This is a genomic window from Blautia parvula, from assembly GCF_020215665.1.
GTDB lineage: Bacteria > Bacillota > Clostridia > Lachnospirales > Lachnospiraceae > Blautia > Blautia celeris.
This window is the reverse complement of the sequence record NZ_CP084061.1, coordinates 2,709,520-2,735,168: the sequence shown is the minus strand read 5'-3', so window position 1 is coordinate 2,735,168 and position 25,649 is coordinate 2,709,520. Positions and strand designations below refer to the sequence as shown.

Annotated in this window: 17 protein-coding genes; 16 read left to right on the top strand and 1 reads right to left on the bottom strand. The window is 44.2% G+C overall.

Going from position 1 to position 25,649, the window contains the following annotated elements; translation table 11 throughout:
- Positions 1–8: 8 nt before the first annotated feature.
- The 15 genes from LC508_RS12790 to LC508_RS12720 all read left to right on the top strand — a co-directional run bounded on the left by LC508_RS12790 (position 9) and on the right by LC508_RS12720 (position 22,984).
- A complete protein-coding gene (locus LC508_RS12790; protein WP_103731795.1) occupies positions 9–653 on the top strand; it encodes a CDP-alcohol phosphatidyltransferase family protein in 645 nt (214 codons plus the stop codon).
- Positions 654–710: 57 nt separating this feature from the next.
- The gene (locus LC508_RS12785) at positions 711–1,421 is read left to right on the top strand and encodes a response regulator transcription factor (protein WP_054352159.1); all 711 of its coding nucleotides are present in this window, start codon (positions 711–713) and stop codon (positions 1,419–1,421) included.
- Positions 1,402–2,772, top strand: a complete 1,371-nt coding sequence (locus LC508_RS12780) for a histidine kinase dimerization/phospho-acceptor domain-containing protein (RefSeq protein ID WP_103731796.1) — start codon at positions 1,402–1,404, stop codon at positions 2,770–2,772. Before LC508_RS12785 ends, LC508_RS12780 begins: the two co-directional genes overlap by 20 nt.
- Positions 2,773–2,785: 13 nt before the next feature.
- Entirely contained in the window at positions 2,786–3,595 is an 810-nt protein-coding gene (locus tag LC508_RS12775; protein WP_033139441.1) for an ABC transporter permease, read from the top strand.
- Between the two features lie 322 nt (positions 3,596–3,917).
- A complete protein-coding gene (locus LC508_RS12770) occupies positions 3,918–5,447 on the top strand; it encodes a response regulator (protein WP_118593763.1) in 1,530 nt (509 codons plus the stop codon).
- Positions 5,429–7,195, top strand: coding sequence for a sensor histidine kinase (locus tag LC508_RS12765; protein ID WP_033139374.1), 1,767 nt, complete (start codon positions 5,429–5,431; stop codon positions 7,193–7,195). Before LC508_RS12770 ends, LC508_RS12765 begins: the two co-directional genes overlap by 19 nt.
- Before the next feature lies 1 nt (position 7,196).
- Entirely contained in the window at positions 7,197–8,561 is a 1,365-nt protein-coding gene (locus tag LC508_RS12760) for an ABC transporter substrate-binding protein (protein WP_158587216.1), read from the top strand.
- A gap of 297 nt (positions 8,562–8,858) precedes the next feature.
- A complete protein-coding gene (locus tag LC508_RS12755; protein ID WP_033139442.1) occupies positions 8,859–10,091 on the top strand; it encodes a sugar ABC transporter substrate-binding protein in 1,233 nt (410 codons plus the stop codon).
- A gap of 30 nt (positions 10,092–10,121) precedes the next feature.
- On the top strand, positions 10,122–11,429 hold the full coding sequence (locus LC508_RS12750; RefSeq protein WP_103732865.1) for a carbohydrate ABC transporter permease: 1,308 nt from the start codon (positions 10,122–10,124) through the stop codon (positions 11,427–11,429).
- Complete coding sequence (locus tag LC508_RS12745) at positions 11,429–12,265, top strand: sugar ABC transporter permease (RefSeq protein ID WP_054352168.1); 837 nt, start codon at positions 11,429–11,431, stop codon at positions 12,263–12,265. Before LC508_RS12750 ends, LC508_RS12745 begins: the two co-directional genes overlap by 1 nt.
- Before the next feature lie 14 nt (positions 12,266–12,279).
- Entirely contained in the window at positions 12,280–14,565 is a 2,286-nt protein-coding gene (locus tag LC508_RS12740; RefSeq protein ID WP_103731119.1) for a beta-galactosidase, read from the top strand.
- 47 nt (positions 14,566–14,612) lie between these two features.
- Complete coding sequence (locus LC508_RS12735) at positions 14,613–18,494, top strand: glycosyl hydrolase 53 family protein (RefSeq protein WP_103731120.1); 3,882 nt, start codon at positions 14,613–14,615, stop codon at positions 18,492–18,494.
- 4 nt (positions 18,495–18,498) lie between these two features.
- Positions 18,499–21,780 (top strand): DUF5107 domain-containing protein, encoded by a 3,282-nt coding sequence (locus LC508_RS12730; RefSeq protein WP_103731121.1) that lies wholly within the window; start codon positions 18,499–18,501, stop codon positions 21,778–21,780.
- Positions 21,781–22,056: 276 nt separating this feature from the next.
- Positions 22,057–22,497: a GNAT family N-acetyltransferase gene (locus tag LC508_RS12725; protein ID WP_054352173.1), complete on the top strand. Its 441-nt coding sequence runs from the start codon at positions 22,057–22,059 to the stop codon at positions 22,495–22,497.
- Positions 22,498–22,588: 91 nt separating this feature from the next.
- Positions 22,589–22,984 carry a hypothetical protein gene (locus LC508_RS12720; protein WP_054352174.1) on the top strand — a complete coding sequence of 132 codons (396 nt, stop codon included), beginning with the start codon at positions 22,589–22,591 and terminating at the stop codon, positions 22,982–22,984.
- 72 nt (positions 22,985–23,056) lie between these two features.
- Here the strand turns inward: LC508_RS12720 and LC508_RS12715 are convergent, their stop codons facing one another.
- Complete coding sequence (locus LC508_RS12715; protein WP_033139381.1) at positions 23,057–24,037, bottom strand: LacI family DNA-binding transcriptional regulator; 981 nt, start codon at positions 24,035–24,037, stop codon at positions 23,057–23,059.
- A gap of 367 nt (positions 24,038–24,404) precedes the next feature.
- Here LC508_RS12715 and LC508_RS12710 point away from each other — a divergent pair, with 367 nt between their 5' ends.
- Complete coding sequence (locus LC508_RS12710; RefSeq protein WP_103731122.1) at positions 24,405–25,631, top strand: ABC transporter substrate-binding protein; 1,227 nt, start codon at positions 24,405–24,407, stop codon at positions 25,629–25,631.
- Positions 25,632–25,649: the final 18 nt, after the last annotated feature.

Below are 25,649 nucleotides of genomic sequence, written 5' to 3'. Positions count from 1 at the left end.
GTGGAAAAATGGAGGAAAAGAAACGGTTATGCGGCTATTATAATTATACAGTCGTGTTGACCTATCTGGGAATGCTGATAGGATTTGTAGGTATTACGTATACGATGGAAGGGGCATACAGGCAGGCAGTCCTCTGTCTTATGACCGCGGGGGTATGCGACATGTTTGACGGTACAGTGGCCGCTACAAAGCAAAGGAGTGTCAGAGAGAAAAGGTTCGGAATTCAGATTGATTCCTTGAGCGACCTGATCTGTTTTGGGGTGCTTCCTGCATTATTTACGTATAACATCAGCGGGAAGAGGTATTCCGGCCTGTTGGCAGGGTGCCTTTATTTGTTATGTGCATTGATACGGCTGGCTTATTTTAATGTCCTGGAGGAAGAAAGGCAGCAGGGAGAAACCGAAAAACGTCAGTGGTATCTGGGACTTCCTGTAACCTCCTCTGCATTGATCCTGCCGGCTTTTTATGCCATGGAGAATGGCAGGGGACCGGCTGCAGGAGGAATGGTCATAACAATTTCGATGCTGATGGCAGCTGCATTTGTGCTTCCGATAAAGATTAAAAAACCATATCTTTTTGGTAAAATAGGGCTTGTTACTGCAGGATTGATTGAATTTATTGTATTGCTGATGGGATTGGGAATGGAAGTATAAAATAAAAGAATAAATTCTCATTAAAAATGGGTATCCGCAGTTGGAAAGGAGCAAAGTATGGACAGGGAGCAGGTTTTAATTGTAGAAGATGAGGCCGATATTCGTGAAGGAGTACGTATTCTTTTGGAAAGTGAGAACTATGAAGTGAAGGAGGCGGCGAGCGGAAGACAAGGGCTGGAGATCTTAAATGACAAGACAGATTTGGTCATTTTGGATGTCATGATGCCGGGAATGTCAGGAATATATACATGCAGAGAAATACGAAAGGTTTCCAATGTTCCGATTCTTTTTTTGACAGCAAAGGTTCAGGAATCTGATAAGCTGATCGGGCTGATGGCGGGTGGGGATGATTATCTGCCTAAACCATTTTCCTACGCAGAGCTCCTGGGAAGGATAAAAGCTCTACTGCGCAGATATAAGGTGTACATGGGAAAGAACGCGGGAGGTGATGCCGAAACCTATCTGGAAATGGGCGGTATACGGATACATCAATCATTTAATGAGGTTTATGTAAAGGGAGAAGAAAAGGAGATAACAGATATTGAGTATCACATCCTGCTGCTGATGATGCAGTATCCGGGGAAGATATTCTCGGCGCAGAATCTTTATGAAAGTGTGTGGCAGGAACCATATTTTTACTCTTGTAACAGTACCATCATGGTGCATATTCGGAATCTAAGGGTAAAGATAGAGCCGGATCCTAAAAATCCAAGATATATACGTACTGAATGGGGAAAGGGGTATAAGTTTGACGCAGGCAGTGAATAAAAAAGATTCTATCTATTTCCAGCTTCTGCGGCTTTTGGTTTTTTCAGCAATCGCGGCAGGACTTGTTTTTTGGGTGATGAATTATTCGATGGAATATGTGATTAATTGCTATTATGATCATACCGGATATGAAAGACAGCAGGATGAAAACTATATCAGAAAACTACAGCAGTATATTGAACGGAATCAGCTTACATCAAGAGATGCGGAGTCACTGGATTCATGGGTGAAAAAGCAGAGAATCCTTACCATAAGGATTTATAAGGACGGTATTCAGGTATTTGATTCAGAGTATCCCCAGCAGGAATTATGGGAAGAGGAAATTGCCGCCGGTGATTATGAATGGGAGAACTATTATTCGGTAAAATTTGTTGATGGGGAAGCACAGGTATACATTTGGGGGTTATATGCATATCAGTTTTACAATTATGCATTGATCATAGAGATCATGTTTTCCTTTATCTTGTTTTTAATATTGGTTCTTTTGGGAATCCGCAGGAAAATGAATTATATTTTAAAGTTAAGTGAAGAGATTGAACTACTGGAAGGCGGGAGCCTGGACTATAAGATTACGGTAAAAGGAAAAGACGAGCTTACTGCGCTGGCGGAGGGCCTGGACAATATGCGTTTATCTTTTCGCAGCCTGATTAAACGGGAAGCGGATATCGTGCGGGAAAATCAAAAGGTGATTACGGAGATGTCTCATGACATCAGGACACCGGTCACCTCTATTATGTTATATACTGAAATTATAAAGACAGGAAAATATAAAGATGAAGTGCATTTAAAAGAATATATTGAGAAGATAGACAAGAAAGCACATAGAATGAAACAGCTTACAGAACATCTATATGAATATACGCTGGTAACCGGAACAACGGAAATGGTGTTGGAGGAACCGGAATATTATGAAGTCCTGTTTTATGACTTGTTCTCGGAAACCTGCAGCTATCTTCGACAGAAGGGATTTACTATAGAGTTCAGTATGGAGTGGGTAGATAAGAAACTTAGGATTTGTACGGATTATATATGGCGTATCATAGATAATATATCATCAAATATTATAAAATATGCCGATCCCCAAAAAGCAGTTGAGATATGCTCTGTATGCAATGGGAACAAAATCGGATTCTCTTTCAGAAATGCGGTAAAACAGTTGGAGGAAACAGTGGAAGGCACCCACGTAGGGATACCGAGTGTTAAGAATATGATGGAAAAGATGAATGGAATCTGTGAAGTCAGACAGGACAAGGAATATTTTTATATCGCAATTATTTTCCCTGAAGCTGCTTCATATTCTGAAGAAGATCATAAGCGGAATGTAACAAAAGAATATATGGAAAGTGAATAAACAGGAACAGAATATGAAAGAAAAAATGTTAGGACTGCCAATGGAATTATATCATAATAAAAGGCTTATTTTGTCATTATCCAGAAATGATTTTAAGACAAAGTATGCAGGTTCTTATTTGGGAATTGTATGGGCATTTATTCAGCCGGTTGTCACGATCATGGTGTACTGGTTTGTTTTTACCATTGGACTGAAAGCTGGTGATATGGCGGAATATCCCTTTGTTCTTTATCTGATTTCAGGAATTATTCCCTGGTTCTTTTTCCAGGATGCGCTGAATGGCGGAACGAATGCATTGATGGAGTATAATTATCTGGTTAAGAAAGTGGTTTTCAAAATCAGTATTCTTCCCATTGTGAAGGTATTATCCGCATTGTTTGTACATGCGTTTTTTGTAGTATTTGCACTTATTATCTGCTCATTTAACGGGTATACGCCTACTCTTCATACACTGCAGATCTTTTATTATACTGGCTGTACGTTTGTTTTCGTATTGGCTCTTGTGTATGCCACCAGTGCTATTGTGGCTTTTTTTCGGGATTTGACACAGATCATTAATATCTTTCTTCAGGTAGGGATTTGGATGACCCCTATTATGTGGGATATAAATAGATTGAGCGGACATCCCATGCTGATGAAAATATTTAAGCTTAACCCTATGTATTATATTGTATCTGGATACAGAGATTCTATATTAGGGCAGACATGGCTTACTGCTCATTGGAAGTGGGGAATCTATTTCTGGGTTGTGACGATAATAATATTTATTTTAGGTTCCGGAATATTCAAGCGTCTGAAACTGCATTTTGCAGATGTATTATAGCGAATGTTTTGAATAGAAATCCTGAGCTATTTATTACAGATACTGCTATCCGAAATGCAGTCCTGATGATTGTTGTATTCTGGAAATGACAGAAGCAGAGGAAAAAACGGGAAAATATAAGATGATAATAACGGTTCAGTCAGGTCTGTGCAGTTACTGTACTGACTGTGCATAAGAGTAGTTACAGATTAGGATGGCATTATGTCATCCTATTTTTAATTTCTGAGCCCGCTATAGAATTTAAACAAAATATTTAGAATTTATACAGTAAAATAATAATAAATGTGATATTTTATAGTTAGAAAAGTGAGGAGGGTGTCCCATGATCAAAGTGATTCTTGTGGATGATGAAGTATTGGCATTGGATTATCTGGAAAGCCTGATTGACTGGGAGTCAGAAGGATTCCAGGTGGTTGGGCGTGCAACAGGCGGGAAGAAGGCATGGGCGTTATATGAGAAATATAAGCCGGAGATTGTTATTTCCGACATTCGGATGATCGGAATGGACGGACTGGAGCTGGCCGGAAAGATCAAGGAAAAGAATCCTGCAGCGATTGTCGTCCTTTTATCCGCATATAAAGATTTTGAGTATGCCCAAAAAGGGATACAGTACGGAGTATCCAATTATCTGCTGAAGCATGAGCTGAGTGAAGAGTCATTGCTGGCCGAGCTTACGCATATCAAAGCCGAGCTGGCAAAACAGTCAAAAAAGGAAAAAATATACCAGGAATATTTTATGAAGCAGTTGATCTATCAACAGGATGCCATGCCGGGGCTTGAGGAGATGGATTTAGGGAACCGCCTGTTTATGATCATGCTGCATAGAGAAGATATTTTTCAGAACGGGGTTTTTACCGGACAGAGCCTTTGCATAGAGAACTATGAAACAATCAGGAATGTAATGGAAGCCCCTTTGGAAGAAACCGTATCTTATGTTGCGGATGCTAAGATGAACGAAAGCCATCAGATCATACTGTATCAGATCGAAAAGGAAGTGAGCAAGTATAAGATCAACCATCTGATCGAGGAGAAGAGCAGACAGCTTGCCGAGGTATTGAAAGAAACCGTAGGAAAGGAAATCAATGTACTTTACAGTTACGAGATCAGGAAAAGTGAAATCAGTTTTACGTTCCAGAAAATGTCACGGCAGATTCGGTTTGCGGTATTTTGGGAGGCCGGGGCATGTCTTGCACTGGAACAGATGGCTGAAATAGAAAACCAGGACAGCGTTGTCTGGGGAGATGAAATGATGGACCTGGAAAGTGCTGTCTATAAAGAAAGCCGGGATATTAAGGAGATGCTGGATTACCTCTTTGACCTGGTGACTTATCCTCAGTTTAAGCTGAAATCCTTAAAAGAATTGGTACATTTACTGGAAATGACTTATAGGAAAATAAAAGAAAAAGAAAGCGTCACGGGTCCGGATGAAAAAGAAAATGTGTATAAAATAAAGGACATACGGCAGTATTATACAGAACGCTTTCTCTGTCTGAACGGGAAGATCCACGAGGGTGAGGGGACGAAATATTCCAATATTGTTTTGGAGATGATGCGCTACATTCGTAAAAATTATAAGAAAGAGTTAAGCCTGGATGTGATGGGGGATGTCTTCCATATGAACGGTGTTTATTTGGGGCAGGTCTTTAAAAAGGAAGTGGGCATGACGTTTCTAAAATATCTGACAACGTGCAGGATGGATGCTGCCAAGGCATTATTGGAGAGCGGACAGTACAATGTGTCAGAAGTGGCAGAACTGTCAGGATACAAGACAAGCCAGTATTTTAGCCAGATATTCCAAAAGAATGTGGGCATGAAGCCTCAGGAGTATAAGAAATGGAACGAAAAGAATTGAGAAAAGGCGGATTGAAGTGGAAGATACTGAAAAGTATCACGATTTTTATTGCTGTCTCCATGGCATTCAGTGCCTTGGCAGGCTATCTATATTTTGTCCGTATTGTGAGGGAGCAGAAGATTTCAGATGAGGAGGTCAAGCAGCAGCAGATCGTGAACCAGATGCAGTTTATGACAGAGGATATTGATAATTTTGCCAAAAGCGTTATTATCGACGAAACACTGCAGATGGCCCTGGAGGAAGAGGAACAGTTAAGTGAGTTTGAGCTGTCCAGAAAGAAAGACAGAATCAGCAAAAGGCTGGCATTTTACAACAGCCTTAAAACCTATGTAGCCAGTTCATTTTTAGAGTTGGAAAACGGGGGCAGATACGGCAGCGGTTTTGGGGCAAGTGAGGAGGACTATCTGGAACGGAAATTTGGAATCCGGGAATTTGTGGAATTTAAAAAGGATGATTCCTTACAGTATTCTAAACCGTATATTGGGCTGGAATCCAGGGTCACGTCCCCGGTGGTATGTTATCGTGTGAAAATATGGAGTCAGGAGGATTTCGGAAAGCAGCAGGGAACGCTTTACATAGAGGTCTACCTGAACTATTTTATTGACCAGATGGAAGTTTACGGGCAGGAGTATGAAAATGTATGCCTGGCAGGAAGCAGCGGGGAAGTTTTATTTCAGAATGATAAGGATAAAAAGATTCAGGAATACATAAAAAAACAGGGTACAATAAAAGAAAATTTAAGCCTCAGGACAGAAAACGGCTATCTGATCTGCCATGCCGTAGGGTATACGGGCTGGGAATTGTATACGCTGATCACAGATGGTTATCTCTGGAGGCAGAGCTATTTTGTATTGAACTTCTTTGCAATCTCCTTTGTGCTGTCCCTGGGCCTTGTTCTTGTATTTACCTCAAGGACGCTGGAAAAACGGATCAAACCTATTACATATTTGTCTCAGCAGATGGGGAACACGCAGTATGATTCCATGGATTCAGTGGAAATCGTTCACACCGGGGATGAAATACAAACCTTATATGAGTGCTATCAGGCAATGATAGGGGAAATACAACGGGGAATCGAGGAGCGGATCACCTATGAGAAGCAGAAAAAAGAAATGGAATTCGATATCATGCTGTCACAGGTGAATCCCCATTATCTCTATAATGTGCTGAATACCGTCGTATATCTTGCCGCGGCAGAAAAAAATAAGCGAATCGTTAAAATCGTCAACGCACTGATCTACACACTCCAGGAAACGCTGAATCTGGGGGAAGGCAGGGTGGAGACAACAATCGAAAAAGAACTGGAACTGACAAAATGTTATCTGCAGATTCAGGAATACCGCTACCCGGATATGTTTGAAACAGAGATAAGCTGTCCGGAATCATTGAAAGGGTACCGCATACTGAAGACAAGCATTCAGCCCTTAGTGGAAAATGCTTTGTTACATGGGATTCTGCCAACGGAAAGCAAGGGGAAGATAACTGTCACAATAGAAGAAGCGGAAGGGAATATTATAGTGATGGTAAGAGACAGCGGGCAGGGGATCGCAGATGACCGGCTTCTTAAATTCCGGAACAGAGAGCAGATCGTCTATGAAAAGAATGGCAGAAAACATATCGGCATCAGTAATATCCGGGACAGGATTGAATATCTCTATGGAGAGCCATATGAGATGAAAATCAGGAGACGAAAGGAAGGAGGCACGGAAGTCATGATGCGCCTTCCGGTCTTGCAGGATGGTGAGTAAAGTGAAAAAAGTGTGTTGTTTTTTGGTCGCAATAAGCCTTCTTTCCCTTGTGGGATGCGGGAAGAACCAGCGTGAACCGGAAGTGACAGAGAAGATACCAAAGGCGGACGGGCAAAACCATGAGAATATTGATTGGCAGGAAAATTATGATGAACCACTTCCCGCAGATTATGAAGGCACATTATCCATGTGGGGATGGGATGACGCATATTATAAAACGGTCACAGAGGCTTTCCGGAAAAAATATCCAAATGTGAAGTTTGAGTATACGCCCGTGGAAAATGGAGATTTAATACAAAAATATAAAACAGCACTGATCACAGGCGGGGAATTGCCGGATATTGGCTGGGCGGTCATGGCCTATCGGGCGGAAATTTTTGAACTGGACATGTGGGAACCATTGAATCAGGAGCCATATGGGTTTGACATTTCACAGGTCCACGAATGCGTCCGCCCGCAGATGATGAACAGCAAAAGGGATGTATGCGGTATTGAACAGACTCTTGCAGCGGCAGGTCTTGCATATCGAAGGGATTTGGCAGAGGAATATCTGGGTACAGATGATCCGAAGGAACTGGAAGCAATGTTCCCGGACTGGCAGTCTTTTATAGAAAAGGGAAAAGAAGTCTATGATAACAGCAATGGGACTGTGTATTTGTGGCCGGGACTGGCAGATGCGCAGCAGTTTATCAGAGAACAGCAGGGCATTCCCTGGATTGAGGGGGATACCATTCGTGTCACGGATACGCTCAAGCATTCCCTGGACATAGTCTGCAAGTTCAGGGACAGCCACACTTCTGATACGCTGGAGGCATGGACGCCGAAATGGTATGAAGCGTTGGGGAAGGGCACCCATATCTTTACAGGATGCGCCACGTGGTCAGTGGCATTTGAAATCGAGCAGTATGACCCGGAAGGAAAAGACAAGGGGCACTGGGGCCTTATGAGCGCACCGGAGGGGAATATTCTCTGGGGCGGTACGACCATGGGGATTACCAAGACCTGTAAGGATAAACGGCTGGCATGGGAATTTATCAAGTTTGCCACGCTGTCGACAGAAGGGGCAGAGGCCCTGAACACCTTAGGGCTTCTGACCACTGCCATCAGGCCATATGAAGAGAATCCAGATCTGGGAAGTTATAAGAGCCCATGGTTCGGCAGCCAGGATATAGGGGATTACTTTTTGAACGAGATCGTACCAAATATCCGGGGCAGGAAAATATCTGTAAATGACAGTGTGATCCATGAGGGATTAAATCTGATCAATGCATCCCTGCGCAAAGACCCTGAAATAACATCCCAGGATGCGCTGCAGTATCTGAAGGACTATTTGAAGGAGGAACTGCCGGATTATAAGATAGAGTAGGACGTGACTGTTTTGTCAGGTCTGTGTATTTACTGCGCGGACCATGTATAAGAGCAGCGGCAGCAGGCCGGTATCTGATGAGGATACCGGCTTTTATCTTGCATAGAGGTCACTGTTCGGTACCCTCACAGTTACGCATAGGATTCCGTTTTATCAGTTCTATAAAATGCAAACAAATTCTAAAGTTTGTCATGTATGGGAAATGAGCATGCGATGATAGAATGAAGCCGTAAAGAGATAAAAGCAATAAAAACAAAACAATGACATTATAAAATGAAAGAAAAGGAGAAGATGAACATGAAAAAAAGGATTGTAAGCGTACTACTGTGTTGTGTACTGACAGCGGCAGTGACAGGGGGATGCGGAAGTGACAAAAAAGCGGAGGCAGCAGAGAATCCGGCGGGAGAGGATGGTCTTGCCACAGAGGATGTAACTTTAAAAGTGTGGGAGTCCTCAGGTGTGGCGCAGGAGTTCATAGAGCAGGCAGGAGCCGCATTTACAGAAGAACATCCCAACATAACCATAGAATATGAGAATGTGGAACTTGGTGACGCTAACGGACAGATCGCGCTTGACGGACCGGCAGGAGTCGGCGCTGACTGTTTTGCGATTCCCAATAACGTGATCGGAAATCTGGTTGCAGGCGGGCATATCACAGAGATTACAGACGCAGAGACACTGAAAGCGAATATTCCCCAGTCGGGTATAGATGCTGTGACGTATGACGGAAAATGTTATGGGTATCCGTTCTCAGCAGATACCTATGCGTTGTTCTACAACAAAGACCTGATAGAGGAAGCACCAAAGACCTGGGAGGATGTGGAAAAATTCTGTGCCTCCTATAACGGAAGCGGAAAATATGGGATGATCTTCAACGTGGCATCCGGCTACTATTCCGTCATGTTTAACGGATTAAACGGAAATAAACTGTTTGGACCGGATGGGACCGATGCAACAGATACATATATGAATAATAAAGACGCAGTGGAAGGCATGAAATATTTCCAGTCCTTCCGTAAGTATTTAGATGTACCGGCAGCCGATATTTCAGATGATTCCGTATGCCTTGCAGCATTTACCGAGGGAAAAGCCGCTATGTATGTAACCGGTGCGTGGAATATCTCCAACTGTGAAGATGCAGGACTGAATTTTGGTGTGACTACTTTACCGGCTTTACCGGGAGAGAATCATCCCTGCCCGTCATTTTCCAACGCAAGAACCATGGTAGTGTCAGCGTATACAGAACATCCTGCAGAGGCGGAAGCGTTTGCAAAATTCCTTGTTACTCCCGAAATGCAGAAACTGCGCTATGAGATCACAGGGGAAGTACCTGCAGGAGATATTGAGGTGGACAGTGAATATGTAAATGGCCTGATCGAACAGCTTCAGTACGCTTATCCGGCACCATCCATTCCGGAGGCTCAGGATTGGTACGAAACAATGGACAGTGCGTGTGCAAATATCTGGGACGGTGCAGAGGTACAGAAAGAACTGGATGCAGTCAACGACAGGATTGCAGTGAAAAAATAACACGCAGAATCCAGGAGGAGGAAAACTGTGATGGAATTAAAAACGGATGGCAGTTCTGAAAAAAAGGTAAGAGTAACAGCCATACTTTTTATGGGGCTTGGCCATATCTTGTATTTCAAAGAATATTTGAAGGGCAGTATCTATGCCCTGATAGAACTTGTAACACTTTGTCTCATTCCTTTTTGGGCAAATAAAATTTACGGGCTGATCACTTTGGGAAGCCCTCATCCGGAACTGCCGGTCAAGCAGCGTGACAATTCCATGTTTATGATGATAGACGGAATCCTGGTGATCGCGGTCCTGCTTATTGTGATTGCTGTCTATGTAGTGTCAGTAAAAGGTGCAATGGCGGAATATAAGGAGTTCTGCAGAAATGGCAGTCTGAATAGGAAAAAGGCATTCATATCGGGAAAAGCATTTCCCATTGCAGGACTTGCCCCGGCTTTAATACTGATGCTTGTATTCGTGGTTGTTCCCCTGGTGTTTTCAGCATGTGTGGCTTTTACAAACTATGCTTCACCGGAACATATTCCGCCGAATAATCTGGTAGACTGGGTAGGATTTACGAACTTTACGGATATGTTCGGCGGTAATGCTGCATGGACAGGAGCGTTCGGCCGTGTGGCTGTGTGGACGCTTATCTGGGCAGTGCTTGCCACGGCAACCTGTTTCTTTGGCGGTTTCGTTTTGGCGGCAGTGCTCAATGAGTGCCGGATCAGGATAAAACCGGTGTTCCGTTCCATTTTTATCCTGCCTTATGCAGTTCCGGCTATTGTAAGTATGCTGGTGTGGAAGAATCTGTTGAACGGGTCTTTTGGTATTGTGAACAGGACCCTGATGGAAATAGGACTGATCAATAATCCAATCCCATGGCTGAGTGATGCGGGACTTTGCAGGTTTATATGTGTGCTGGTGAACCTGTGGGCAGGTTTTTCTTACTTCATGCTGCTGACAATGGGCAATATGACTGCGATTTCCAGTGATATATATGAAGCAGCCAAAATTGACGGGGCCTCACCCCTCTATATGTTCAGGAAGATCACATTTCCCTTAGTGCTGTTTCAGACCATGCCGCTTATCATTATGGGATTTACGCACAATATCAATAACTTCGGTGCCATCTATTTCCTTACAAGCGGACTTCCCGAGGCAGCAGACAGTGCCGTGACATCGGCTGGCTCCACGGATATCCTTGTGACATGGATCTATAATCTGACCATGGACCTGCAGAAATATAACTACGCGGCAGTGCTGGCGGTTGTTATCTTTGTGGTTATGGCACCTTTCGCTATACTGAGCTTCAGACAGACAAAGTCATATAAGGAGGGAGAACTGTAATGGGAAAGAGTGGAAAAATATTTACTTCCGTACTTGTATGGGTGTTTCTGATCGGTACCAGCCTGTTTGTGGTGTATCCTCTGGTTTATGTGGCGGCAGCAGCCTTTTCACCGCAGCAGAATATCGCATCCCTGAGTATTATTCCATTTGGGAATGGGGTGACGATAAAAAATTTTATTTACTTATTTCAAAAAACGGATTTTCCGCTTTGGTTTCGCAACACGCTTATTGTAGCGGTGGCAACAACAGTCAGCACAGTATTTATCTGTGCATTAAGCGCCTATGTATTTTCCAGATTCCGTTTTGTGTTTAAGAAATCACTTATGATGTCGCTCTTGATCTTACAGATATTCCCATCCTTTGTGGGGATGGTTGCAATCTATGTGATCCTGTTAAGAATCGGGGGTCTGAATACATTATGGGGGCTGGTGCTGGTTTATCTGGCGGGGAATATTCCCTATAATACCTGGATGGTAAAGAGTTATATGGATACGGTTTCCAAAAGCCTGGATGAGGCGGCGAGAATTGACGGAGCCGGGCATTTCCAGATTTTTGCAAAAGTGATCCTGCCGGTGTCAAGGCCCATCATCGTATTGCTGACGATCACAAGCTTTATTGCGCCCTGGATGGATTTTATTTTTCCGAAATTGGTGCTCCGGTCGTCCAATGTGCAGACCATTGCACAGGGATTATTTGGATTTGTCACAGAAAAGAAAAACATGTTTGCAACATTTTCAGCCGGTTCTCTGATCATTGCAATACCATTTATTATTTATTTTATCGTGACACAGAAAACCCTGATCACCTCTTTGAGCGGAGCGGCTGTGAAGGAATAGAAGGAGAGAAAGAAATGAATCATCACGTATCGATTGCAGAGTTTGACAAAAAAGAATTTTACTCTCTGGGGGAAAATTTCCAGGGAGAAAACCCATCCGGAGAGCAGATCTCATTTACAAATTATTATATGAAAGTGGACGGGAAACCGTTTTTTGGCATAAGCGGTGAGTTTCATTTCAGCAGATGTCATGAGAGCCGCTGGGAAGACGAGATCATTAAAATGAAAATGTGCGGGATCAATGTGATCGCCACTTATGTTTTCTGGATTCACCATGAGGAGGAGGAGGGTATCTTCGACTTTGAAGGGTGCAGAAATCTGAGAAAATTTATTGAACTCTGCGGGAAACACGGAATCTATGTGATCCTGCGTATCGGACCGTTTGACCACGGTGAGGTGAGAAACGGGGGAATCCCGGACTGGATGTACGGTAAACCCTTTGAAGTTCGGAAATTAAGTGAAGGTTTCCTGTTCTATGTAAGACGGTTATACGGAAAAATATCTGAGCAGATTCAGGGACTTCTTTATAAAGATGGAGGACCCATTATTGCGGCACAGATTGATAATGAATATATGCATTCATCCGCACCCTGGGAAATCACCACAGGTATTTCCGAAGAGTGGGTATTCGGGGGAGATGAGGGAGAGACTTATATGCTCACGCTTCAGGAAGAAGCGAAGAAATGCGGGATCATCACTCCCTTTTACACCTGTACAGGATGGGGTGGTGCCATTACGCCATCTGTCATGATGCCTCTGTGGGGCGGGTACGCATACCGTCCATGGCTGTTTTACGGGGACAGGGGAGAACATCCCAGCACAGAAGAGTATGTCTATCAGGATTTCCATCACAATGGTGCAGTGGTCACCAGCGATTTTAAACCGGCTTACGAACCGGAGACCAGACCATATGCATGCTGTGAAATGGGCGGCGGCATGATGTGTACTTACAACTACCGTTTTATACTGCCATATAAGAGTGTGGATGCCATGGCCAATATTAAGATTGCATCCGGCTGTAATTTCCTTGGATATTATGTATTTCAGGGCGGCACAAACCCGCTGGGAAAACACGGTACCTTTATGAATGAATCCCAGGTACCGAAGATGTCTTATGATTATCAGGCGGCACTTGGAGAGTTCGGACAGATCAGGGAATCCTATGAGAGATTAAAGACCATGCATTTTTTCTGCAGAACATTTGGAGAAACGCTGTGTCAGATGGAAACCGTTCTGCCAAAGGGAGCGTCTTTCATAGAAGCGAAGGATTTGGATACACTCAGGTTTGCAGTCCGTACAGATGGGGAAAAAGGGTTCCTGTTTATCAATAATTTCCAGGATCACGAGACTGCAAAGCCAAAACAAAATGAGACAGTCACGATCCAGACAAAAGACGGGGAAATCGTGTTTGACCATCTGGACCTGGCCGGGGAAGAAAATTGTATTCTGCCGTTTTACATGGATATGGATGGCATTTTGCTGGAAAAAGCCACAGCCCAGCCAATAACCAGACTGGAAAGGGGCGGGGATATTACCTATGTATTCCTGAAACCGGAAGGGATGAAGGCTGCCTTTTATTTTGAGGAGGGTGTTCAGATATGCGGCGGGAATCCGGGGGCAGATGGTGTGCTGAGGTGTGAGGAAGATCAGGCAGCGGAACTGTTCCGGATTGCCAAAGGCGACAGAGTCTTAAATATCCTCTGCCTAAACCGGGATATGGCAAATCAGATGTATCTTCTGAAAGACCAGACCCTGCTGTTTGCCCATGGGGCCATTATGGAAACAGAAGATGGAATCCGCCTTGAGTCGAGAATGGCTGCAAACAGAATGTATTCTTATCCGAAGGATGGTTTTTGCGGCAATGAAAACGTGGTGAGGGCAGATGAGACAGATCCTGTTTTTGATATCTGGAAAGCGGATACGCAGGAAAGGGAACTTTCAGCCAAAGTCGTTCAGACAGCAGCCACCAGGTTTACGGTAAAACTTCCGGAGAATTTCATGGACGGTCTTAAAGATTTACTGGTGCAGATTCGCTATCAGGGAGATATCGGCCATTTATTTATCAACGGAACCATGGTGAATGACAATTTCTGCAATGGAGATGTGTGGGAATTTGGAGTGAGGACCTTTGAAGAAGAGCTGAAAGAACATCCGCTTACACTTACCATTACCCCGCTTAGGGTGGGGGCGAATGTCAACGTGGAATCTGCAATGGCAGCCCGCATGGAGAATGCAGAGGCATACATTGGGGAATTGGAGCGTGTGGAATTATGCCCGGTGTATGAATTCGTTCTGAGATAAAGGTGCGGCGGATGATAACGATAAAGTCATAGACAGGAGACCATTCTATGAGAAAAATAAAAGTATTTCTTATAATGAGCCTGATACTCATAGGCTGTATGAGGGGAGTGGCTGTCCACGCGGGGGAAACAGGGGAAATCATAAATCCTTCCTTTGAAATATGGGAGACCGGCGAAGGACTGGACGGCTGGACAAAAAGTGCGGATACCACCGCCGGGGCAGTAAAGCCGGCGTGGAGTGAAAACGATGCGCAGGATGGAAATTACAACCTGGCCTGTTGGGCAGAAAGCGATTATCATGTGGACATTTATCAGGATGTTAAGGGGCTTGAGCCGGGCTATTATTATCTGACCGCCTATGCACAAAATGGCGGCGGCCAGAAGTCCTGCAGTCTTTACGCAGGCGGAAGCGGACAGTCTTATGCCTCTACTATGATACCTGTAAGTGAAGGCGGGGTTACGAAAGGATGGCGGGGTGTCACGGTCCGGGGCATTGAGGTGAAAGAAGACGGTGCACTTAGGATTGGACTTCGCACAGACGCATATGCCGGAAACTGGATGAAGCTGGATAATCTGAATCTGGTCAGAGAAACAAACCAGGAAACGCCTTATGAATTTTTAAAAGGCGGAGATATCTCGGAACTGACCTGGCTGGAAGATTCAGGGGCTGTCTTTTATGATGAGAACGGAAGCCCAAAAGACGCACTTCAGATCTTGGCAGACAGTGGTTTCAATTTTGCAAGGCTGAGGCTTTACAATGCACCGGGAAAAGGTAAGGGAAACGGAACCTACTACTGTAAAGAAGGGTATCAGGATCTGCCGGATATCTTATCTCTGGCCAAAAGAGCTTCGGATAAGGGAATGGAATTGGAACTCTCTTTCCATTACAGCGATTACTGGAGCAATGGTGAGACCCAGAATATACCGAAAGAATGGCAGGAACAGATTGAAGGTATGTCAGAAGAAGATGCGGTTGATAAACTCTGCAGTCTTGTGTATGACTATACCTATGAAGTCATGAAAGAAATGGAAAGCCAGGGAACCGTGCCGGCTTTTGTGTCTCTCGGAAATGAGATACAGAGTGGCATGTTATTCCCTTACGGAAAGGCATCTTCGGAAAACTGGAAGTATCTTGCCCGCTTTTTGACCAGCGGAAGCAATGCCGTGAAAGCGGCATCGCCGGAAACAAAGGTTATTATCCATCTGGATGGTGCAGGTGACAGCTCAAAATATACAGGCTTTTTTGATAATTGTGAATCCTTTGGAGTTCCCTATGATATCATCGGACCTTCTTATTATCCGTTTTGGACAGACTGTGATGTAGATACCATTGTGGCGTTCTGCAATGATATGGTGGAGCGGTATGATAAAGACATCATGATCATGGAAACAGGATATAATTTTAATCCGGTGCTGCCAAACGGCCAGCCGGGGCAGTTATCGGATAACGGATGTTACAGCCAGGAAGGAACCTATGGAAGTACACCGGAGGGACAGAAAAACTTTATGGCAGATCTGTTCAACGGACTGAAAAGTGTAATAGACGGGCGCTGCCTGGGAGACTTGTATTGGGATCCGGTCATGGTAGAACAGAGAGGCGTAGGCTGGGCAATGCTGGAGGCTACGGACGAACCGGATATCAATGTGATCTCCAATACAACGTTGTTTGACTTTGAGCATAAGCTTCTGCCGGTAGGGCAGGTGTACCGGGACAGCCAGGCAGGCTATGCAGAAGGCGGTATTTCCGGAAGGCTTGTAAAAGCGGGACAAAATACAGAAGGTGTGAACAGGATTGAGGGATTGCTCAGACTGAACGGTATTGACCACCATATTCAGACAGATGCCTACGGATACTTTTACCTGGGAAATATACCGGAAGGCTCTTACAACATAGAGCTTTTGGTGGATGGAATGGAATATGCAGGGAATCTGGAAAGCCTGGAAATTGAAAAGGGAAAAAACACGGTATGCAGTCTGGAGTTAAAGGGTGCTGTCCTGTCAGGAAAGGTGCTGGATGATTCCGGAACCGGTGTGGAGAATGCGGCAGTCTATGCGTCTGATGGAACGCATGTCTTTGAAACGGTTACAGATGCAGAAGGCGGCTACACCATGCAGGATATTCCTGCAGGTACATGGGAAATCTGGGCAGAGGCAGCAGGATATGATGCGTCGGAAAAAACAGAGAAAACACTGGCTTTAGGAGAGACTCTTTCCCATGTGGATTTTCAGATAATATTAAATTCAGGAAGTATTACCGGCAAGGTACTGGATCAGGAGGAGAATCCCCTGGCAGATGTCAGAGTGAGCGCCATGGCAGATGATATCACGGTTTTGACATTTACAGACGAGAATGGAGTTTACACCCTCTCTCATCTGAAAACGGAAAAAGATGCGGCCAAAATATATAAACTCAACATATCGAAAGCAGGGTATGTGGAACAGGAGTACGAGGCAGAGGTACTGCTTGGACAGAGTACACAGGCAGAGAATGTTGTACTGAAAAAAGACATGGGATCCGTGCGCGGAAAAGTGATGGATTCCAACGGAATGCCGGCCGAAGGGGTGACTATTGCCATCAGCGGTACAGATACCTATGAGGCTGTAACAGATGAAAACGGATGTTACAGTATTGCGGAAATGACATCCGGGACCTATACCGTGCAGGCGGAAAAAGAAGGATATATGAAAAGTGCTGCCCTGACTATGGAGATTGTGTATGGAGAGCAGACAAAAGCAGATGTATTGGTTCTGCCGGATAAGATAGAGGTACAGAACCCGGGCTTTGAGCTTCCGGCAAACCCGGAAGATGAATGGGATAAAGTACCGGCCGGCTGGGAAATCGAAGCGACATCCAATGAGGCCAGTGGTTCCAGTGTGATCAGGCAGGACAGAAGTACATTTGGAGGTGCTTTTGAGGGACAATACGGACTTTCGTTTTGGCTGGATGAAGCCTTTGCGGGGGATGTCAGCCAGCAGATGAGCGGTCTGGAACCGGGAAATTACCTTCTGCGGGCATATGTGTACTCAGGAATCAGTCAGGATTTCTGTCTGTATGCGAAGGATAGTTCGGGAGAGATCATCGGCAGTACGACAATTCAGCCCAGCGGCGGTTATAGCCCGGTCAGTCTTGTCTTTTCACTGGAGGAAGAGGTGTGCAGTATTGGATTCTACGCAGATACAGCCGGTTCGGACTGGGCTGTTGCGGACCAGGTGGAATTAGGGTATCTGAGACAGTATGAACCCAGCTATGAAGAACCGGATGAGAAGCCGGATTTTACAGCACCGAAAGCAGATGTGAGGGCAATCCCACAGGAGGGCGGAAGCGTGGAGGCTGTCCTGATGGGGGCAGATGAGGAGAAGGGAACCGCAGACTGGCACCTGATTGCAAGTCCGGCAGAAGGATACCGTTTTGTAAAATGGGTGGACGGCAATGAGGAAGAGATTGTGATTTCCACCAATCCGGATTATATGACTGTGCTTAATGAGGACCGGAGTTTTGCGGCGGTGTTTGTAAAAGAGGAAACGCCAAAGCCGGATGATACGCCGGACCCGGATGATAAACCAAAGCCGGACGATACGCCGAACTCGGATGATATGCCGAATCCGGATGATACGCTGAAACCGGACGATACATCGAACCCGGATGATACGCCAAAACCGGATAGTACGCCAAACCAGGATGATAAACCAAAGCCGGATCATACATCAAAGCCGGGTGCTATACAGAAACCGGGCAATACAGCCGGCGTAGGTAATAAAACCAAACCGGGAAACAGCAGTAATCTGCAGAATAAGTCTGCGAAGGCGGCAAAGACGGGGGATGAGACACAGACAGGTATTTATCTTTGTCTGATGACAGCGTCAGGTATTGCAGCGTTGGGCGTTTTCGCAAAGAAAGGCAGAAAGAAAGATAGAAATAAAGGAGAATAAGAGGATGGATACAGTTAGAATATGGGAAGAATCAGTTGTGATTCCTACATATGAGGTGGGAGCACCGGATAAGAACCCAATGTTTTTGGAGAAAAGGGTTTATCAGGGCAGTTCAGGAAAGGTATATCCCTATCCTACCACAGAGATCATCAGCCATGAAAAGAAAGATAAGACATGGCATGCAGTCTATCTGGAGAATGAATACCTGAAGGTTATGATCCTTCCCGAACTGGGTGGCCGTATTCAGAGAGCCTATGACAAGACAAACGACTATGATTTTGTATACTATAATCATGTGATCAAACCGGCTCTTGTAGGTCTTGCCGGCCCATGGATTTCAGGCGGGATTGAATTTAACTGGCCCCAGCATCACAGGCCGACTACTTATATGCCGGTTGACCATGTGATCAGTGAACATGAAGACGGAAGTAAGACACTTATGGTAAATGATGTGGACCAGATGTATGGGACAAAAGGAATCGCATCCTTTACTCTGTATCCGGGAAAAGCATATATTGAAATCCGGGGACAGCTTTATAACCGGACTGCCATGCCGCAGACCTTTTTATGGTGGGCCAATCCGGCAGTTCCGGTCAACGATCATACACAGTCTGTTTTTCCGCCGGATGTTCATACGGTATATGATCACGGCAAGAGGGATGTATCACGTTTCCCCATTGCAAAAGGTGTATATTACAAACATGACTACAGTGAAGGTGTGGATATCTCCAGATATAAGAACATACCGGTACCCACATCCTATATGGCTGAGACATCAAAATATGATTTTGTGGGCGGTTACGATTATCAGAAAGAGGCAGGGCTGCTTCATGTAGCGGACCACCATTTTTCACCGGGTAAGAAACAGTGGACGTGGGGCTGCGGGGAGTTCGGAAAAGCATGGGACAGAAGCCTGACAGACGAAGACGGGCCTTACATTGAATTGATGACAGGCGTTTATACAGAAAACCAGCCGGATTTTACATGGCTGAAACCATTTGAGGAAAAGACCTTTAAACAATATTTCATGCCTTACAAAAAGGTAGGCGCAGTAAAGAATGCTACGATCCATGCCGCACTTGGTGCAGAGATAGACCGTGAGACAATCAGGGTTACCATATATGGGACACAGAGATATGAGGACGCAGAAGTAGTTGTGACAAATGCCGGGCAGGAGATTTATCGTAAAAAAGGTTTTCTGTCTCCAACAGATATCTTTGAGGCAGCTATCCCGGCAGATGTCAAAAAGAAAGAAGATATCTGTGTTTCTGTATATCATGGAAAAAAACTGCTGGTATCTTATCAGCCGGAAAAGGAAGAAATACCGGAACTTGGAAAACCGGCAGAGGCAGCTAAAAATCCGGAAGAGATCATGACCAATGAGGAGCTTCTATTGACAGCCCAGCATATAGAACAGCACCGCCATGCCACCTATCTTCCTGACCCGTATTATCTGGAAGGTCTGAAAAGAGATCCGGGCGACAGCAGGATCAACAATGCTTACGGTATGCTGCTTTTCAGAAGAGGTAATTTTACAGAGGCAGAAAAACATTTCCGCGCGGCGATCAAGAGGCTGACGTTTCGAAGCCCGAATCCTTTTAACAGTGAGGCTTATTACAATCTGGGACTGGTTCTGTTTTATCAGGACCGGAAGGAGGAAGCCTTCGATGCATTTTACAAGGCAACCTGGAGCAATGAACAGCAGGAAATGTCTTTTTATTATCTGGCAGCTATTGAGGCCGGAAGAGCAAATTATGAGGAAGCCTTAGAGCTAATAGAAAAGGGGCTTGTAAAGAACAGCCATAATATAAAGGCAAGAGCTCTAAAAGCAGTCATTTTTCGGAAACTGGGAAGAACAAAGGAGGCAAAAGACTGGATTGCGGAAAACTTAAAGGTTGATGCATTTGATTATATGTCCGGATTTGAACTGGCGTTATCAGAAGAGGATAATACAGAAATACTTTCAGAAATGAATTGTTTAATGCGCAATTTCCAGGAAAATTATCTGATGACTGCAAGAGATTATGCAGATGCCGGGTGTTATGAGGAGGCAATTGCCATTTTGGAACAGTGCACAAAGGCATATCCGCTTTTGTCCTATTACAAAGGTTACTATTACGCAAAACTGGGGAATACGGAAAAATGTATCAGTGAGTACAAAGAAGCGGATGCATGTAACCCTATCTATTGTTTCCCCAATAAATTAGAGGACATTGCCGTATTAAAAGAGGCGATCCGTGTACTGCAAAAAGGTGCAAAAGCTTATTACTATCTCGGCAATCTCTATTATGATAAGCTGCAGTTTGAGCAGGCAATCGGGCTTTGGGAAAAATCCACAGCACTGGATAATAGTTATCCCACAGTACACAGAAATCTGTCAATTGCTTATTATAATAAGCAGGGAAATCTGCAGAAAGCAAAAACAGAGATGGAAAAGGCTTTTGCTTTGGATGAGACAGATTCAAGAGTATTTTTGGAGTTAGACCAGTTATACAAGAAACTGGGAGTGCCGTTCACAGAGCGTTTGGAGAGATATGAAAAACATATGGATATTGTGGCAGAGCGGGATGATGTGATGCTGGAATTTGTTACTCTCTACAATCTTACGGGTATGCATAAAAAAGCATATGAAACCATTATGTCCCATACATTCCGACCGTGGGAAGGCGCAGAAGGGAGAATTTCCGGCCAGTATAAGATCGCACTGCTGGAAATGGCAAAAGAAAAAATTGCTCAGGCTCAGTATGAACAGGCAGAGGAATTACTTCAGAAAGCAATGATCTATCCCCATAATCTGGGAGAAGGAAAACTGGAAGGCACAAAGGATAATCACCTGTACTACTATCTGGGAATTGTGAAAAAGATGCTTGGCAGCCAAGCAGAAGCAGCAGAGTGCTTTGAAAAAGCCCGGATCGGTGAAAATGAACCTGCAGGCGTTTTATACTATTACGACCAGCCCGCAGACATGATTCTTTACAAGGGTCTGGCAAATCTGGAGCTTGGAAATACAAAAGAAGCATATGCGTGCTTTAATAAGCTGATGGATTACGGAGAAAGACATTTAAATGATGAGATGAAGGATGACTTTTTCGCAGTATCATTACCGGATTTCCTTATTTTTGAAGAGGATATGAATGTGAGGAATAAGGCACATTGCTTTTATCTGATGGGCCTTGCAAAGCTTGGTATGGGAGAAAAACAAAAAGCTTCCGAATACTTTGATGAAGCATTACAGCTTGATCATAATCATCAGAATTGTTATATTTATAAAAAAATGGCAGTTTAAACGGAGGTGAATCCTCCGGGTAAAACCGATGAAAAGGGCAAAATAACAGAGCTTTACGGGATGTTGTTTTGCCCTTTATTTTTATGGATATACCGGCCGAATCAATCTTGAAATCACTTTGAAGTGAGTGAAATTTCCAATTGTATTGGTATGCCTATTATGTTTAAAAGCTTTGCTGGAAAAGATGAAAAAGAGGCAGGTAAGCCTGATTCTTCTATGTAAAGAGGCAAACCTCTGCTATAATAGAAGAAGCATGAAATTCGGAGGATACTGTTTATGGAACTAGTTATTAAAAAATACCAGGAGCTCACATCAGATGAGTTATATGAAATATTAAAAGTCCGCGCTGAGGTCTTTGTTGTAGAACAGCATTGTGTATATCAGGACATGGATAATCTTGACCAATGTGCAGTCCATATATATTTACGCGATGATGACGGAATTCAAGCTTATTTACGGGTGATTGAACCGGGTAAAGCAGGGGAAGACGTAGTAATAGGAAGGGTATTGTCAAAAAAGCGGCGCTGCGGCTTGGGAACCGAAATAGTCTCTGCCGGCATCGAAGTGGCAAAGTCTCGGATGCACGCGTCAAAGATCAGAATTGCGGCACAGACATATGTGAGATCTTTGTATGAAAATATCGGTTTCAAACAAAGCAGTGAGGAATTTATGGAAGACGACATTCCGCATATAGAAATGATTCTGAGTATGGATTAGAAGAATTAAGTGTAAGTACGGGGCACCGGATACCGGTCCGATTTACAGTGCCATATTATTTATAAGAAGATTTGAGGAAAGGTGGTCTATCATGCCGAAACAAAAGAAAAAACCTTCAAAGTCGGAACGCCGTGACGCAAGACTTATAAAAGCACGTCAATGGGTTCTAACCTATCAGGGAAGCCATATTGTACGGGCTTACCGCAAAAGATTCAACGTAGATATTTCCTGTGCGCTGAAAGATTTAGGAGAAATCGGTGCCATCCCATCGGAGAAACTGGCTGCCCTGCAGCGGGCAGAGCAGCTCCGTCTGCAGGCTTTGCGCCGGAAACGTGAGGAAAAGAAACTGCAGGCTGTTGAAGACAGTTATCCTGATTCTGATGATACCTTTTTCTTTATTGCCGGTTATACTTCAGGCGGCGCTCCCTACGGTGTTACCTGGGAGGAAATGGGGATGGAACCGTGGGACAGCCCTTCTCCGTGGTAGGGGAAATGGGATGACCGCTGTCGCTACGCTTATGCTCGGTCAGCGCAGTAAATGCGCTGACCTGACTGACAGTTAACTTGTCGTTTCTTTTTCAACCAATGTAGCAGGCACCATACTCTCATATGGGATATAGTTTTCCAGTGACTGGATTGCAATCTGTGCCATGAGAGGGATATTCTGATCGATGGAAGTGATGGAATGTACGGCATAGTTGGACACCGGGGAGTTGTCGTATCCGACCAGTTCAATTGTATTTGGAATAGCAATCCCATTTTTGATGCATTGGCGTTCAAACAGACTCGCAATATCATCGTTGGAACAAAAGACACCTATTTTCTTACCGGCATATTTGGTGATAATATGCTGAACTAACCGGTTCATGGATTCGGCAGCTTTTAGTGTGTAAGTATCTGTGAAATCATGTTCTATCACACGTTCATAACATAAGTCTCTTACCTCATATTCAAATCCCAAAATTCTCTTGAAGGAAGGCCAGTCTTCCCGAAAATCATTATTGATATGAATGAAAACCTCGCAGCCGTTGCGGACCAGAAGATTTGCGGCCAGCTTTCCACCGGTAAAGTTATCGTTGTTGATCTGTTTGAAATTACCGCCGACACGTTCAACGGAGATCACCGGTACGGGCAGCTTTTCAATGTCTTCGGCTGAAAGGAGATGGCTCAGCAGTATCAATCCCTTGATCCGGTAGGAAATCAGGTTTTGGATCAGCTGCAGTTCCTCCTCCCTTGAATCGTTGGAAGTATAGACGATTAAATTATACCCCTTTTCTTTGCCGTACTTAATAAGCTGATTTAGCAGCTCGGTATAGAAACTTAAATGAAGATGGGGAAAAATGACTCCTACCAGATTGGATTCCCCGGTTACTAAAATACGGGCCAGATTGTCCTGCTGGTAATTCAATTCTTTGATCGCAGCTTTGATTTTATCTTGTGTCTCCTGAGACAAAAGTTCAGGATGATTGAAATACCGGGAAACGGTAGTCAGGGAAACGCCGCTTCTCTCTGCGATATCTGTAATCTTTACTTTACTCATAAAAACCTCACTTATATCGTTTTTTACGGTCAGCGCAGCAAAAGCGCAGACATACGGAATAGTTATAAATGCTCACTGTTTAGCAAAAATTATAGCACAGTATTATGAAAAATGAAAGGGAAAATGAAAATAATTTCATGAAAAAAATTTCATATATGTTTTATCATTTGAAGATAAATTCGATGAAAATCGGGTAAGGTATTATGGAATATAGATAAAAATAAGGGAAATATCTTGTGAAAATTGAAAGAAAATGAAAATTAGTAATGAAAACGTTTGACATTATAAGTTTCATGGAATACAATAGAGCCATCAAAGCAAAAGTAACGAAAACAGATGATCAATAGGAAAACAGGAGGATTGAAAAATGAAGAAAAAGATGCTTAGTATCATACTTGCGGCAATGATGGCAGGAACAATGGCAACCGGGTGCGGGGCAGATGGAGGAAAAAAGGAAGAGAATCATAAGAACAGCATTACTGTACTGGTAGAAAGCGGTTCACCCGCAGAGGCGCTTGCAAAAGAAACAGCGGCATCTTTTAAAGAGGAGACAGGATGCGAGGTTATTATTGACGCGGTTGCCTATACAGGAATGTACGATAAGCTTTCTACAGAGATCAAGGCAAAGCAGGCGGCCCATGACGTGGCGTGTATGGATGTGGTATGGCTGGCAGCATTTGCAGACGCAGTGGAAGCCGTCAATGATGCAGATACCAGTGATTTTCTGCCTACATTACAGGAAAGCGGAACGATTGATGGGAATCTTTTGGGGTACCCGATGTGGGTAAATACAAAAGTGCTGATCTACAGAAAAGACCTTATACCGGAAGAAAAAGTGCCAAAGACATGGGAAGAGTATCAGGCAGTTGCGGAAGAAATGAAGACCGATGATATGAGCGGAACAACAGTCTTTGGAAGTGGATCGGATGCAGTGTGTTCTTTTCTTGACTTTGCATGTCAGGCCGGTGCAAAGGGACTTGTATTTGACAAAGACGGCAATGTAAATATAACAGATCAGGCTTACGCAGATGCATTGCATTTTATGGTGGAAAATGCCAACGCTGATTACACTCCGTCAGATTCACTTGCCACAGCCTCTACAGAGTCGCAGGAACTCTTTACGAACGGAAAAACAGCCATGCAGCTGAACTGGAGCCATCAGTATCCGGCGGCAGTAAAGGCTCTCGGTGCCGATAAAGTCGGATGCACACCGATGATCAGCGGAAGTGCGGGTATTGGGGCAACAACCGGTCCCTGGTATGAATGCGTTATGAAAGGCTCTGAAAATAAAGAGATGGCTAAAAAATATGTAGAATATATGTACAGCCACAATGCGGATTATATGGATCTTACCTTAAAGATCGCAGGCAGAACATCTGTATATGAAGAAGCAGGTAAAGAGGCGGGCAATGAGCATACAGCGGCAGTTCTTGATACGTTAAAAGCAAAGCAGTCACAGGCAAGGCCTATGGTGACAACATGGGCTCAGATCGAAGAGGTTTTAATCGGTGTTGTGGAAGCCAGTCTGGGCGGCGCAGATATAAACGAGACATTAGAATCAGCAAAGAATGAGATTGAAGCGATCGCCCGATAACGGAGGCGCGCAGTGAAA